14 protein-coding genes are annotated in these 13,141 nt (G+C 32.2%); 7 read left to right on the plus strand and 7 right to left on the minus strand.

Translation table 11 applies throughout. The annotated features are described in order from the left end of the window. Positions 1-41 precede the first annotated feature (41 nt). Together P2W65_RS23755 and P2W65_RS23760 are read left to right on the plus strand one after the other, a co-directional pair. Complete coding sequence (locus tag P2W65_RS23755; RefSeq protein WP_289661991.1) at positions 42-1,847, plus strand: acyl-CoA dehydrogenase FadE; 1,806 nt, start codon at positions 42-44, stop codon at positions 1,845-1,847. Positions 1,848-2,151: 304 nt separating this feature from the next. Continuing rightward, positions 2,152-3,246: a glycoside hydrolase family 18 protein gene (locus P2W65_RS23760; protein ID WP_289661994.1), complete on the plus strand. Its 1,095-nt coding sequence runs from the start codon at positions 2,152-2,154 to the stop codon at positions 3,244-3,246. A gap of 77 nt (positions 3,247-3,323) precedes the next feature. Here the strand turns inward: P2W65_RS23760 and P2W65_RS23765 are convergent, their stop codons facing one another. The 4 genes from P2W65_RS23765 to P2W65_RS23780 form a co-directional block, all read right to left on the minus strand. After that, positions 3,324-3,806, minus strand: coding sequence for a hypothetical protein (locus P2W65_RS23765; protein WP_179002774.1), 483 nt, complete (start codon positions 3,804-3,806; stop codon positions 3,324-3,326). An 81-nt stretch (positions 3,807-3,887) separates the two neighbouring features. After that, entirely contained in the window at positions 3,888-4,808 is a 921-nt protein-coding gene (locus P2W65_RS23770; protein ID WP_289661998.1) for a transporter, read from the minus strand. Positions 4,809-4,850: 42 nt separating this feature from the next. Beyond that, the gene (locus P2W65_RS23775) at positions 4,851-5,366 is read right to left on the minus strand and encodes a DUF4251 domain-containing protein (protein ID WP_289662001.1); all 516 of its coding nucleotides are present in this window, start codon (positions 5,364-5,366) and stop codon (positions 4,851-4,853) included. A 4-nt stretch (positions 5,367-5,370) separates the two neighbouring features. Next, entirely contained in the window at positions 5,371-5,808 is a 438-nt protein-coding gene (locus tag P2W65_RS23780) for an META domain-containing protein (RefSeq protein ID WP_289662004.1), read from the minus strand. 214 nt (positions 5,809-6,022) lie between these two features. Between P2W65_RS23780 and P2W65_RS23785 the strand changes: the two genes are divergently transcribed. The 5 genes from P2W65_RS23785 (at position 6,023) to P2W65_RS23805 (ending at position 10,312) form a co-directional block, all read left to right on the plus strand. After that, positions 6,023-6,550: a superoxide dismutase family protein gene (locus P2W65_RS23785; protein ID WP_289662006.1), complete on the plus strand. Its 528-nt coding sequence runs from the start codon at positions 6,023-6,025 to the stop codon at positions 6,548-6,550. A 109-nt stretch (positions 6,551-6,659) separates the two neighbouring features. Further along, positions 6,660-7,862: an LETM1-related biofilm-associated protein gene (locus P2W65_RS23790; protein ID WP_289662009.1), complete on the plus strand. Its 1,203-nt coding sequence runs from the start codon at positions 6,660-6,662 to the stop codon at positions 7,860-7,862. Positions 7,863-8,020: 158 nt separating this feature from the next. Continuing rightward, the gene (locus P2W65_RS23795) at positions 8,021-8,887 is read left to right on the plus strand and encodes a hypothetical protein (RefSeq protein ID WP_289662011.1); all 867 of its coding nucleotides are present in this window, start codon (positions 8,021-8,023) and stop codon (positions 8,885-8,887) included. Then, positions 8,884-9,573: a hypothetical protein gene (locus tag P2W65_RS23800; RefSeq protein WP_289662013.1), complete on the plus strand. Its 690-nt coding sequence runs from the start codon at positions 8,884-8,886 to the stop codon at positions 9,571-9,573. Before P2W65_RS23795 ends, P2W65_RS23800 begins: the two co-directional genes overlap by 4 nt. Before the next feature lie 64 nt (positions 9,574-9,637). Continuing rightward, positions 9,638-10,312, plus strand: a complete 675-nt coding sequence (locus P2W65_RS23805; RefSeq protein WP_289662017.1) for a hypothetical protein — start codon at positions 9,638-9,640, stop codon at positions 10,310-10,312. A 55-nt stretch (positions 10,313-10,367) separates the two neighbouring features. Here the strand turns inward: P2W65_RS23805 and can are convergent, their stop codons facing one another. From can to P2W65_RS23820, 3 genes are all read right to left on the minus strand, one after another. After that, a complete protein-coding gene (can, locus tag P2W65_RS23810) occupies positions 10,368-11,003 on the minus strand; it encodes a carbonate dehydratase (protein ID WP_109194404.1) in 636 nt (211 codons plus the stop codon). 113 nt (positions 11,004-11,116) lie between these two features. Continuing rightward, a complete protein-coding gene (locus P2W65_RS23815; protein WP_289662021.1) occupies positions 11,117-12,763 on the minus strand; it encodes a SulP family inorganic anion transporter in 1,647 nt (548 codons plus the stop codon). 84 nt (positions 12,764-12,847) lie between these two features. Continuing rightward, positions 12,848-13,129 carry a hypothetical protein gene (locus P2W65_RS23820; protein ID WP_289662023.1) on the minus strand — a complete coding sequence of 94 codons (282 nt, stop codon included), beginning with the start codon at positions 13,127-13,129 and terminating at the stop codon, positions 12,848-12,850. Positions 13,130-13,141 lie beyond the last annotated feature (12 nt).

The raw sequence follows: 13,141 nt of genomic DNA on the forward strand, positions 1-13,141 counted from the left end.
CTCTATATTCTATTTTCTTTCATAAAAAAACAAAAAACAAAATGGCAGATACAATCGAAAAAAACGTGACACGTGGTGGTCAGTTTTTAGTTAAAGAAACAAAATGCGAGGATATCTTCACACCAGAAGATTTCTCTGAAGAGCAGTTAATGATGCGTGACTCTGTAAAAGAGTTCGTTGACAAAGAATTATGGGCGCATAAAGATCGTTTTGAGAAAAAAGATTACGCTTATACAGAATCATCTATGCGTAAAGCTGGTGAACTAGGACTTCTTGGAGTTGCAGTTCCTGAAGAATACGGCGGATTAGGAATGGGATTTGTTTCTACAATGTTAGTTTGTGACTACATTTCTGGAGCAACAGGTTCGTTCTCAACTGCTTTTGGTGCACATACAGGTATTGGAACTATGCCAATTACACTTTACGGTACTGAAGAACAAAAGAAAAAATACGTTCCGAAATTGGCTACTGGAGAATGGTTTGGAGCTTATTGCTTAACGGAACCAGGTGCAGGATCTGATGCTAATTCAGGAAAAACTAAAGCAGTTTTATCTGAAGATGGAACTCATTATTTAATTACAGGTCAAAAAATGTGGATTTCGAATGCAGGTTTCTGCTCGGTCTTCATCGTTTTTGCTCGTATTGGAGATGATAAAAATATTACAGGTTTCATCGTAGAAAACGATCCTTCAAACGGAATTTCTATGAATGAAGAAGAGCATAAATTAGGAATTCGTGCTTCTTCTACTCGTCAGGTTTTCTTCAACGAAACAAAAGTTCCAGTTGAAAACATGTTGTCTGAAAGAGGAAATGGTTTCAAAATCGCTATGAATGCTTTGAACGTTGGCCGTATTAAATTGGCAGCAGCTTGTTTAGATGCTCAAAGAAGAGTTACTTCTGGAGCTGTTAAATATGCTAACGAAAGAATTCAGTTCAATACTCCTATTGCGTCTTTTGGAGCTATCCGTTCTAAATTGGCTGAAATGGCAACTAACGCTTACGCTGGAGAAAGTGCTTCTTACCGTGCTGCAAAAGACATCGAAGACAGAATCGCTGCTCGTGAAGCAGAAGGAACAAGTCACCAAGAAGCAGAATTGAAAGGTGTTGAAGAATATGCTATAGAATGTTCAATCTTAAAAGTTGCGGTTTCTGAAGATGTTCAAAACTGTTCTGACGAAGGTATCCAAGTTTTTGGTGGAATGGGATTCTCTGAAGATACTCCAATGGAAAGTGCTTGGAGAGATGCTCGTATCGCTCGTATCTACGAAGGTACAAACGAAATCAACAGAATGCTTTCTGTTGGTATGTTAATCAAAAAAGCAATGAAAGGACACGTTGATTTACTTGGACCTGCAATGAAAGTTCAGGAAGAATTAATGGGAATTCCATCTTTTGATACTCCAGATTTCTCTGAGCTATTCTCTGAAGAAAAAGTAATCGTGGCTAACTTGAAAAAAGTTTTCCTAATGGTTGCTGGAAGCGCTGTTCAAAAATATGGCCCTGAATTAGATTCTCACCAACAATTATTAATGGCTGCAGCAGATATCTTAATCGAAATCTACATGGCTGAAAGCACGATTTTGAGAACTGAAAAATTAGCAAAAGCTCAAGGCGAAGACAAAGTTCAAGAGCAAATCGCTATGGCAAAATTATATTTATACAAAGCGGTTGACATTGTTAACCTAAGAGGTAAAGAAGGAATTGCTTCTTTTTCTGAAGGTGACGAACAACGTATGATGTTAATGGGACTTAAACGTTTCACTAAATATACTAACCTGCCAAATGTTGTGGCACTTAGAGAAAAAATTGCAGAAAAATTAGTTGCAGAAAATTCATACTGCTTCTAAATTCAAAATAGTTTTTAGCTTTTTAATTTGTTTAAACCCGCGCAAGTCCGAAACTGCGCGGGTTTATTTTTCTTTTAATTTTACCACAGATTTAAGGATTTACTCAGATTTTTTTAATCATTTACATCCTTTTAGATCTTTGGCTTTTATTTCTTTTTCAAAAAAACTGAACGCAAGTCGACGCAATATTTTTGCAACTATTTGCAAAATTTTCGTTAAAATTGATTTTTTGCCCTAGGTAAAAGATTAATTATTGAGTGTATTGCAGTATATTTAGCATTCTAAAAACGCTAAAAAAACAAAAATGAAAAGAATTACCTTAATTACATTATTTTTTACGTGCTTTAGTATCTCCAATACTTTTGCTCAAAAAAATAAAAAAATGGATATTATTGCCTATTACACAGGCGATTCTCAACTTATTGACCAATATGAAGTTGGCAAACTAAATCAAATTATTTTTAGTTTCTGTCATTTAAAAGATGGAAAATTGACTGTTGATTCTCCTAAAGATTCCATTACAATTAAACATTTAGTTTCTTTAAAAGCTAAGAATCCGCAATTAAAAATTATTGTATCTCTAGGCGGATGGGGCGGATGCGAACCTTGTTCAGCTGCTTTTTCTACTGCTGAAGGCCGCTTAAAATTTGCAAAATCGGTAAAAGAATTAAGTGATTCTTATAAAGTAGACGGTTTAGATTTAGATTGGGAATATCCTGCAATCGAAGGGCTTCCTGGTCATTTATACCAAGCAGTTGACAAACCTAACTTCACTGAATTGGTTAAAATCTTACGTACTACGCTAGGAAAAAAATACGAATTGAGTTTTGCTGCTGGTGGTTTCCAAAAATATTTAGACGAATCTATAGATTGGAAAGCAGTTACGCCATTAGTAAACCGCATCAATATTATGAGTTATGATTTAGTAAACGGATATTCTCAGGTTACTGGACACCATACCCCATTATATAGTACAAATCCAAAAGAAGAATCTACAGACCGTGCTGTTGAATTTTTATTAAAACAAGGCGTACCAGCTGAGAAATTAGTAATTGGTGGTGCATTTTATACCAGACAATGGAAAAACGTAGAAAACATCAATAACGGATTATATCAGGCTGGAGAGCACTTTCAAGGTGTTGACTTTAAAAACTACGCTACAACTTATACGGAGGCAAACGGCTGGAAATATTTTTGGGATGATAAAGCAAAAGCACCTTACTGGTACAACGCTTCAACTAAAACTTTTGCAACATCTGATGATCTTAAATCGATCAAAGCTAAAGCAGAATATGTAAAAGCTAAAAAGTTAGGCGGTATCATGTTTTGGGAACTTACTTTAGACAGTTTCCGTGATGGAATGGTAAATGAAATCTACAACGTGAAAACAGCAAAATAATTTTGTTTAAGAATACGAAAAAAGGCAGTTATTAAAAGTAACTGCCTTTTTCTGTTTTATATAATAGTAAAATTTTATTAAACTTTTGATTTGTCTAATTCTCCAATAAACGGAATAGCCTCTAATATTTCGCTTCTAATAATAGTCTGCAAATAAACTTCTAGCTGAATGAACTTTGCAGCATTAATTGCCCCTATCGCTTTTTTAGCTTTTGAATAGGTTTTACAGTAAAGTTTTTCATAAGCAATATGATTTTTTAAAGTTCCTTTCGCCAATTCATCTGCTTTAGCATCAGTCAGAGTTTCATAATTGGCGGCATAATCATTTATTAATTGAAATTTAGTCTGACCTAATGCTTTTCGCTGTGTTTCATAATCATCGTAAACTTTAGCAAAAGCCGTAGATTGGGCATCTGAAAGATTCATATACTGTTTTACCAGCTCACTTTTCGATTTTCCGTAAACACTTTGTAAAACATCTACATCCTCTTTAAAAGAAGATTGTGCATAAGATGAAAATGAGGCAAGGGCCATAATAAGAATAAGACTTAATTTTTTCATAGTTCTAATTTTTAATTTGTTTTAAAAAATAATATGCATTACTCAAATATACTGATTTTTAACACATTAAAACTTATCAAACTAAAAAAAAGAATATTGATATGCGAGAGATAAAGCGTAATAATTAAGTCCGTTATTAGTGTAAGCTCCAACATGATATTGCAATCTAACTGACTGACCTTTTGCAATAGGCGTAGAAAATGTCCCTCCTACTCGCCAATTATCAATCTGGCTATCATCAGCAACACCATCGGTTATCGTTTTTCCTCCAAAAAACCAATTTGTATTAAATCCAACCCACATTTGATTTTTGAAATAATAACTTGCATGCGCCTGAAGACTGTAAGTTGATTTCTGCTCCAACTTTTTTCCCATAAAGTCATTATTATCTGTATAAAACCAAACTCCTACATAAGCTTCAGCATACAAATGAGCAAAACGTTTAGAAACACCTATTTCCGGTTTAAATCCCCAACGATTTGTACCTATATTTACTTGTTTATCGTCATAATATTTTCCAGTTGGCACAGAAGTTACTAAACTAACCCCTAATATCGTTTTTTGTTCAAAATTTCTAAACTCTGATTTATCAAGAGCTGGCGAGCCCAAAAGATTGATTCCAAATCTGATTTTCATATCTGCGAAACCAGTTCGGGAGCCCGTCAAAACATCTCCGTTTATTCTAGTTTGTGAGCCATCCATAAAAGTATAAGGAAGCGAAACCTGTACACGAGCCAGTTTATTGGACAAGCCAAATGTCCTTATATAATTAATAGCTAGATTGTGACTATGAAGTGTAAAATCCGTAATAGGTAGCGACGGATCTGTAAGTACATTTCCGTTCATGAAAAGATAACCTGCAGCAATTACATTTAAATCTTTAGGAACGTTAGCATAAACCCTTGGTTCCAAATCCTGGGCATAAGATGTAAATATTCCGTAAAAGAAAAGCAAACCGATTTGCCTTTTTTTCTCCAATAACCTAAAGATTCTTTTTATCATATAAAAGCAAAAAAGTTAAGGCACGTTTGTATTGTTTTTACATTATTTACTTTCTTCTTTTTTAGGGGCACTTACTAATCCATCATAATTAATTGGTGCTCTATTATTACTATTTACACTTAACGTAGCTGTTCCATTAAAGAAAATGGTAAAAAACAAATCATAAACATCATTCTTGCCTCGAACCGTTGCCTTTAAAATTGTGCTTTTCTTTTTATTCTCAATTTTGATATTTTCAGGTTTCCCTTCGAATTTAATTCCACCGTCGCTATTATATCCTACATTATAACCGCGACCGAAAAAAGGAAGATCACAAGTGGTATTTTCGGTATTAAATTTTAGAAAATAAGTGTTGTAATCCAATTGTATCAATCTACCACCTTGTGGCGTAACTTTCTGTGCTTCAAAAACAAAATTTTGAGTATCTAAAAGTGATTGCACCTCTTTTTCTTTTTCGAGTTCTCTTTCCTGCTTAAGCTCTTTTTTTGTTTTTTCCTGTGCAGCAACAGATAAGCTTAAAGCCAAAAATAACATCAAAATAGATAGTTTCGTTTTCATAACACTATTTTTTAGTAAAGCGCATCATTGCAATATCTCCAGAAATAAAATTTAAAGTCTTACCATCATCTGTAATATCGTAAGAAGTTATTTTTTGAAGCGTTTTCATATAGGTTGTTTCTCCTTGACCGCCATCCAGACACATCATTTTAGTAACTGCCATTGGCTGTGTAAAATCAATTTTGTTTCCATCGACAACAAGTTTCCCTGTATAGTTATTACAACTGTTGTTTCCTGAAACCTGATTTTCTTTTGTATTAAAAACGATTGTTGGTTTTTTATTAGGAAATAGGCCGTCAAAGGTAATTCTTGGGCCGGTAATATAATTCAGTTCCCAAGTGCCGTCAAGTTTTGAAACATTGTCACTTTTTTTACTTTTAGCAGTATTGCAAGAAAGCAATATAGAACTTAAGAAAACGAGAATAAAAATCTTTTTCATCATGGCTTTAAATATTAAAAATGAATGAATTAGAAAAGTATGGCTTCTAAAAAAGAACGATGAAACCATAACGAATTTAAGCAATATTTTTGGGTTTTGTGCTCAATCGATATTAAATTATAACGTATAGTTTGACTTTTTTTTAACTTTTAGAGTTAAAGTATTCCGTTATTTTATGTTAAATTTACTTAATCTTTAATTAAAAATGCCCGTAAATATGAAAAAACTAATCGTTTCTTTCGCTATAATTACAGCTTTAATCGTTGGCTGTAAGACAAATAACAAATCAAATGACGCAAAAACTCTAACTGTTGCTCTAGAACCAAAAAGCAATACCAAAGTTGGCGGAACAGCTGTTTTTACAGAAAAAAATGGTAAAGTTACTGTCACTGCAAAAATAACAGGGTTACAGCCTGGAGTACATGCTATTCACATTCATGAAAAAGCAGATTGTAGTGCTGCCGATGGAAGTTCAGCTGGTGGACACTGGAATCCTACTTTCAAAAAACATGGAAAATGGGGAGTTGGCGAATACCATAAAGGAGATATCGGAAACTTTAACGCTGATGAAAAAGGTAACGGATCAATCACGCTGACTACAGATGAATGGTGTATTGGATGCGGAGACAGCAACAAAGATATTCTTGGAAAAGGTCTAATTGTACACGCAGGAAAAGATGACTTTACAACCCAGCCAACTGGAGATGCCGGCGGAAGAGTTGCCTGTGCAGGAATCATCAAATAAGAAAAATCATAAATAACCACTATTTTTAACAAAATCTAGTGGTTATTTCATTTAAAATGAATTCTAGAACAAGAAAAAGACATAGCTTTGCGTCAGCAAAATTAAGTCAATGATTAACCCATCAACACCAGGCTGGATCGATAAGTTTTTTAGTGAACAGAAGTTTTCAGAAGCAATTCCTTTTGAAACAGTAGATTCGTTTTACTATAAAGTAAGAGAAACGGGATTTATTTATGGCCATATTATTGCAATAGATTCTCAAATTCCAATTCCAATAAAAGGCTGGTTTAAAACCGAAATTTCTAAAGTTGCCTTACTCAATACACTCTATCATGTTTTTTGTTTAGAGAAAAGAAATTCGGAACCGACTCATTTTATTTCAGAAGTTTTAAAGTTTTACAAACAGATGAATCCAGAAGGATTTAATTTGTTTAAAATTTTACTTCCTAAAGACACTCCTTCCCTTTCGTTAGAAAATATTATTGATGAGAGAGTTCAAACCAATGACAGTATAATCAGCAAAAACTTTTCTCACTTAGTGACTAATGCTCTTTTGTTTATTGATGCTTTGGCTTTTAGACAATATTTGGAACATGGAGAAATTCCAGAAAAATATCTAAAACGAATTGAAGAAACTGTTTTAGGAATCGTTGGGTTGGCTTTAAAAACCAAAACAGTAAAATCACAACATGATGATTTATTGATTAAACTATTTGAAGCCTCCATACGCTATTCAAAATTCTCAAAAGTAACAGTAGAAACTTTAGAGACTTTAAATTTGGATTACTTCAAAAACAGACTGGAACAATATTACTTAATTGACATGGCCGGAATGGCTTTATGGAGTGATGGAGTCGTTGAAAATGAAGAATCTTATTTCTTATATGCTTTAGGCTCAACAATGGGAGTTCCTGATGATTTTGTAACCAAAAGCATGGACACAACCAATACTTTTATTACAACACATAAAAAGAAAATCCCTTATTTTAATTATTCCAATCCGGTTAAACATTTTTATGACCAAATGACGCATAGCGTTATAAAACTGATTGTTAGAAATAAAAACAGATTGATCAGGGAGATTATGCAGAGTAAGGAGCTTGTAGTTTTACTAGCTTGCTCTACTACAAGAGATTTGGATGCCAAAGAAAAGAAGAAAGTCAAAAAACAGCTTTTAGATATTTGCAAAACCATTCCTTCTCTTACTATCTTTTTACTTCCAGGAGGAAGTTTATTACTGCCTATTTTAATCAAGTTTATTCCAACAATGCTTCCTTCAGCATTTAACGAGAATCTTGACGAAAACGAATAAAAAAAATCGCCCTTTTTAAGAGGGCGATTTTTATAAAGTCTTTTTTCAAGACTGCTTTTTTTCAAAAAGCACCTTATTTTAGTACTTCTTTACCTTTTTCTAGCCATCAATTTCATTATGATAAAATATTTTTACTGAAAACAGTAAAATTATAAAAAATGGGAGCATCAATTATTCTTGGCAATTATGAACCAGATATTGTACCTGAACCTTGGGAAGAATATCAATTTAGAGATTTATATAGATCTTACTATACACAAAGTATATCAATGAAAATAAATGGATTATTTCATTGTATAACCGCATTAACTTCTTTAGAACTGAATAAATGTTATACTGATCCTGTTGAAAAAGGAGAATATCAGTCAACAACTCCAAGAAATTGCTATTTGAGTGCCCTAACCATCTACATGGATAATAAAGGACGTATAATAAAAGGAGAAAAAGTCAATACAACATTCAGATTAAAGTATGTAAATGGAAAACATATTTTAGATTCTTCTACCAAAATACGAAAAGAATTAGAGCGATGTGTAGACAAAAAGGAACTGCATAATTTAGTAATAAAAAATAAGCAAATTACATTTAGAAATGGGAAAATATATTTACTAGAAAAATTTCACGAGTACATTAAACAAGCTTCCATTTGTAATAGAAGAACCTATGTAAATTATACTTATTTAAAAGTTTCTGAAAACAGGAATGAATTAAATAATAAGTTAAGCCTTTTGGGAATTACAACTGCTGCAGTAGGTTTTGTACCAGGAAAAGCACCAGTAATTGCTGATTACGCAATAAAAATTTTAGGATTTGCCTTAAGTACAGAACCACGATTTAGTCTTGCAGAATATACATTTCCTGTTAACGGACCTGTTTATCTGGACGAGCAAACCTTCTATCAGCATTACAAAAGAGACAATGCAAATGGTTATGTTTCTCCTCAAAAAGGAGAAAAACCAAAAAAAATTGAAACAGATATATTAAAAGAACTAGAAGATTATGGATTAAAAACAGCAATAAAATGAAAATAGTAGCATCACTATCAATTATCTTATTGCTTTTTTCCTGCAATAAGAAAGATACAATCAATCATTATTTACCAAAACCAATAACACAAAAAGAGTTAATTGATAATGGTTTTTATAAATACACATCTATAGATACAATTAGGAGTGGGAATGAGTATGAGGAAAACATTGATGACACCATAAAGTCTATTATTAAATATAATATGTACTCCAATGTAAAACCTGAAGAAAATGATAAAAAGCAATTACGTCCAACTCAGTTATGGCATTTTTTTCGCGAAGATTCAATCAAAAAAAAAACAAATCTTGACTATCTTAAAAATAAATTAAATGATAGAATAATAACCTATCTTTTTAGAAATGACACCTTAATGTACAAAGATATAATTGTATTTTCTTTAGATAAATCCCGAAAAGAAATAGCCAATTTTACAAGTATGGATGAAATTATTAAGTACTATGACAGTCTTAAAATTTCAATTAAGCCACAACAAATTAAAAATGAGCAAACAGGAAAAATACATTCTAATCGATTTATGCTAGATAATTATGAAACTCAATTTTATGTAGGAAATAGTTTTGATATAAAAAATAATTCTTATGACATTTTTATAAATTACAAAGAGCGTAATTATCATGATGTTTTAGAAAACTTATATGGAAACTACTTCTACTGCCATTAAAATATAATTAAAGTGGATAGTGATTAGAAAAGTGGAAAGATTATGGATTAAAAGCAACAATAAAATGAAAATAGTAACATCGCTATCAATTGTCTTATTGCTTTTTTGCTGTAATAAGAAAGATACAGTCAATCATTATTTACCGAAACCAATAACACAAAAAGATTTAATTAAAAATGGTTTCTATAAATATTCATACATCGCAACATTAGATGATGAAGACAACGTTGACGATACTATTAAATCTATTGCGAGATATGACATGTATTCCAATGTAAAGCCAAAAATAAATAATGAAGAAAAAAGGTGTCCAACCCAATTATGGAAATTCGACAAGGAAGATTCAATTAAAAAGAAAAAAAATATTAATTATCTAAAAGAAGAATTAGACAATACAATTATTACTTATCTTTTTAGGAATGATTCTTTATTTTATAAAGAAATAAATGTAATCTTTTTTAACAATCAAAATAAAAACATTCCCGATTTAACAAGTAAAGAAAAAACACTTAAATATTATCACAATATTAACATCCCAATAGAACCATTGTACGAACTGAGTAGCACAAAAAATTATCCTACAAGATATATGATTGATAATTATAAAAGCATAATTTATTATTCTGACACAGATAATTGTTATCGTTTTTTTACAAATTATTTAAACAATTCTACTTACTATGATATTCGCGAGTACTGGTATTCTGGGGCAATATATGAAATGTACTATTTTGATTAAATGAAACGAATAAAAAAAATCGCCCTTTTGAAAGGGCGATTTTTATATGTATCTATTAAAGATCTAATTGATAAACTGAATCCAGTTCTTCGTTTGAACTAATGGTTACATTCAAATCAGTGACAAAACCTGAATTTAAACCGTAAACCCAGCCGTGAACCATTAAATCTTGTCCGTTTTTCCAAGCATTTTGAACAATTGATGTTTTTGCTAAGTTATAAACCTGCTCTTTTGCATTGATTTCAACAAAAGCATTAAAACGCTCTTCTTCGTTCTCAATTGAATTCAAGTATTTATCATGTAAACGATATTCATCTTTAATATGACGAAGCCAGTTGTCAATAATTCCAACAGACTGATGTCCCATTGCAGCTTTAACACCACCGCATCCGTAATGTCCGCACACGATAATATGTTTAATTTTTAAAACATTTACAGCATAATCCAAAACACTCAACATGTTCATATCAGAGTGAACAACCATGTTAGCAATGTTACGGTGAACGAAAACTTCTCCTGGTTTTGCACCAACAATTTCGTTTGCAGGAACACGGCTGTCAGAACATCCAATCCATAATAATGGTGGCTGTTGTCCTTTTGCCAAATCAGCAAAATAATTTGGATCTTTTGCTAATGAAGTTTCAACCCACTTTTTATTATTCTCTAATAACTGCTCATAAAATTTTCTCATTTTTTTCTTTTTTGTGTGGTAATTTCTTAGTTATAATAGTCTCAAAAAAAGAACTTGATGTAAAGTTACCTAAATTTTGAGACTTCTTTTGTCTTAAAAGTGTCTTATTTTAATTATTCTCCTTTAACAACTTCTTTTTGAACTACTTCTCTTTTCGCTACATCATAATAATGTTCGATTGTAACATGATTATTATTATCTGGCGTATTCTCCAATTCATAAGCTTCTTTAAAGCCTTTTAGTTTTACTTTGATATTTTCATCAATGGCTCTGGTTTCTTTGAATTCGCGAATTAAATCCAAAACATCATGAGCAATATATTCTGTATCATGAGCATTAATGATGACTTTTGAATTTTCGGGTATTTCATTTAAAGTTTGTTTAATCGCCGCTTTATTTAAAAATGAAACTTCCTGCGCCAAATCGATATGAATCACATCTCCGTCTTCATATTCTTCTTTTTTGAAGTTATAAGCTCTTTTAAGATTTCCTCTCAAAACAAAAATGATACTGATAATAATACCCAACGCAACACCTTTTAGCAAATCTGTCGCAACAACAAAGACCAAAGTTGCTATAAAAGGGATAAACTGGTATTTACCCTTTTTCCAGAAATGCATAAAGGTTGCTGGTTTTGCTAGTTTATATCCCACCAGGATTAAAACAGTTGCCAAAGTTGCCAATGGAATTTTGTTCAAAATCATAGGGATAGATAAAACACTTATTAATAAAAGTATACCATGAATAATGGTAGACATTTTTGATTTTGCTCCTGCATTATTATTGGCTGACGAACGCACCACAACTGATGTCATTGGAAGACCTCCTAAAAGTGAACTTACAACATTTCCAATACCCTGTGCTCTAAGTTCTACATTGGTATCAGTATATCGTTTTTGAACATCCATTCTATCTGAAGCTTCAATACATAAAAGTGTTTCAATAGAAGCCACAATGGCAATTGTAAGGGCAACTACCCAAACCTGCGGATTTGTAACCGATGCAAAGTTTGGCATAATTATAATTGATTTAAAATCATCAAAAGATTTTGGAACTGGCAAAGAAACCAAATGTTCTTTTGCAATTGCCAAAGTGCTTCCTGTTGATACAAATATTTCGTTTAAAACTACTCCGACTATAACAGCAACCAAAGCTCCTGGCACTAATTTTATTCTTTTTAGAAAAGAAACTCTTTCCCAGCAAAGCAAAATTGTAAGCGAAACTAAAGTAACTACAACAGCTCCTAATTGAATATGATTCAGAACATCAAATAAAAATGAAAAAGAATTACTTCCATCATTTTGAATAAAAGCCTGATCTCCTTCATAATCTGCATCGTAGCCAAAGGCATGCGGTATTTGTTTTAGGATAATGATAATCCCAATACCAGCAAGCATTCCCTCAATTACATTGGTTGGAAAATAGTTTGAGATACTTCCGGCTCTTAAAAATCCTAATGCTAATTGAATTAATCCAGCAATAAAAACAGACATTAAAAAAACATCAAAAGCTCCTAAATCAGTGATAGCGGTTAAAATAATAGCTGTTAACCCAGCTGCTGGACCTGATACACTAATATGTGACTGACTTAGATATCCAACAACGATACCACCCACAACACCAGCGATTATTCCAGAAAATAATGGTGCTCCAGAAGCCATTGCAATACCTAAACACAATGGAAGAGCGACCAAGAAAACCACTAAACCTGAAGCAAAATCAGATTTAAGGTTGGCAAAAAGATTGATTTTTTTTGTCATAACACAATACTAAAAAAATTATTCATAAAAGATTTACCGCGTCTATTGTTCAAATGCGGTTAAAGATCAAAATAATCGGAAGTATTATGCTAAATTGGGAGGTGGAGCAAAAATGCTCGGAGAAATATTGTCAAGTTTTACAATATTTTCAGAAATAATCGTTTTTTTCTCGATATAAACCGGAATGATAACTTCATGCTCAAGAATGGAAGGATGCATTACATTTTTAAGTTCTTTATGCACTTCCTCTTCTGCAATACTAAAAGATACAGCCGCACTATTCCCTTTCTTAATCGCCTGAACAATTGTCGGAGTCGATAAGAAGGCAATGAATATGAACAATAATATGCGGGCTACAAATTTCATCGAAACAAAAAT

The sequence above is a fragment of the Flavobacterium panacagri genome, from assembly GCF_030378165.1.
Classification (GTDB): Bacteria; Bacteroidota; Bacteroidia; order Flavobacteriales; family Flavobacteriaceae; genus Flavobacterium; species Flavobacterium panacagri.

Coding starts and splice junctions, on each gene's coding strand:
- P2W65_RS23760 (WP_289661994.1), top strand. CDS start 2,152: ATGAAAAGAATTACCTTAATTACATTATTTTTTACGTGCTTTAGTATC.
- P2W65_RS23785 (WP_289662006.1), top strand. CDS start 6,023: ATGAAAAAACTAATCGTTTCTTTCGCTATAATTACAGCTTTAATCGTT.
- P2W65_RS23780 (WP_289662004.1), bottom strand. CDS start 5,808: ATGATGAAAAAGATTTTTATTCTCGTTTTCTTAAGTTCTATATTGCTT.
- P2W65_RS23770 (WP_289661998.1), bottom strand. CDS start 4,808: ATGATAAAAAGAATCTTTAGGTTATTGGAGAAAAAAAGGCAAATCGGT.
- can (WP_109194404.1), bottom strand. CDS start 11,003: ATGAGAAAATTTTATGAGCAGTTATTAGAGAATAATAAAAAGTGGGTT.
- P2W65_RS23775 (WP_289662001.1), bottom strand. CDS start 5,366: ATGAAAACGAAACTATCTATTTTGATGTTATTTTTGGCTTTAAGCTTA.
- P2W65_RS23790 (WP_289662009.1), top strand. CDS start 6,660: ATGATTAACCCATCAACACCAGGCTGGATCGATAAGTTTTTTAGTGAA.
- P2W65_RS23800 (WP_289662013.1), top strand. CDS start 8,884: ATGAAAATAGTAGCATCACTATCAATTATCTTATTGCTTTTTTCCTGC.
- P2W65_RS23805 (WP_289662017.1), top strand. CDS start 9,638: ATGAAAATAGTAACATCGCTATCAATTGTCTTATTGCTTTTTTGCTGT.
- P2W65_RS23755 (WP_289661991.1), top strand. CDS start 42: ATGGCAGATACAATCGAAAAAAACGTGACACGTGGTGGTCAGTTTTTA.
- P2W65_RS23820 (WP_289662023.1), bottom strand. CDS start 13,129: ATGAAATTTGTAGCCCGCATATTATTGTTCATATTCATTGCCTTCTTA.
- P2W65_RS23815 (WP_289662021.1), bottom strand. CDS start 12,763: ATGACAAAAAAAATCAATCTTTTTGCCAACCTTAAATCTGATTTTGCT.
- P2W65_RS23765 (WP_179002774.1), bottom strand. CDS start 3,806: ATGAAAAAATTAAGTCTTATTCTTATTATGGCCCTTGCCTCATTTTCA.
- P2W65_RS23795 (WP_289662011.1), top strand. CDS start 8,021: ATGGGAGCATCAATTATTCTTGGCAATTATGAACCAGATATTGTACCT.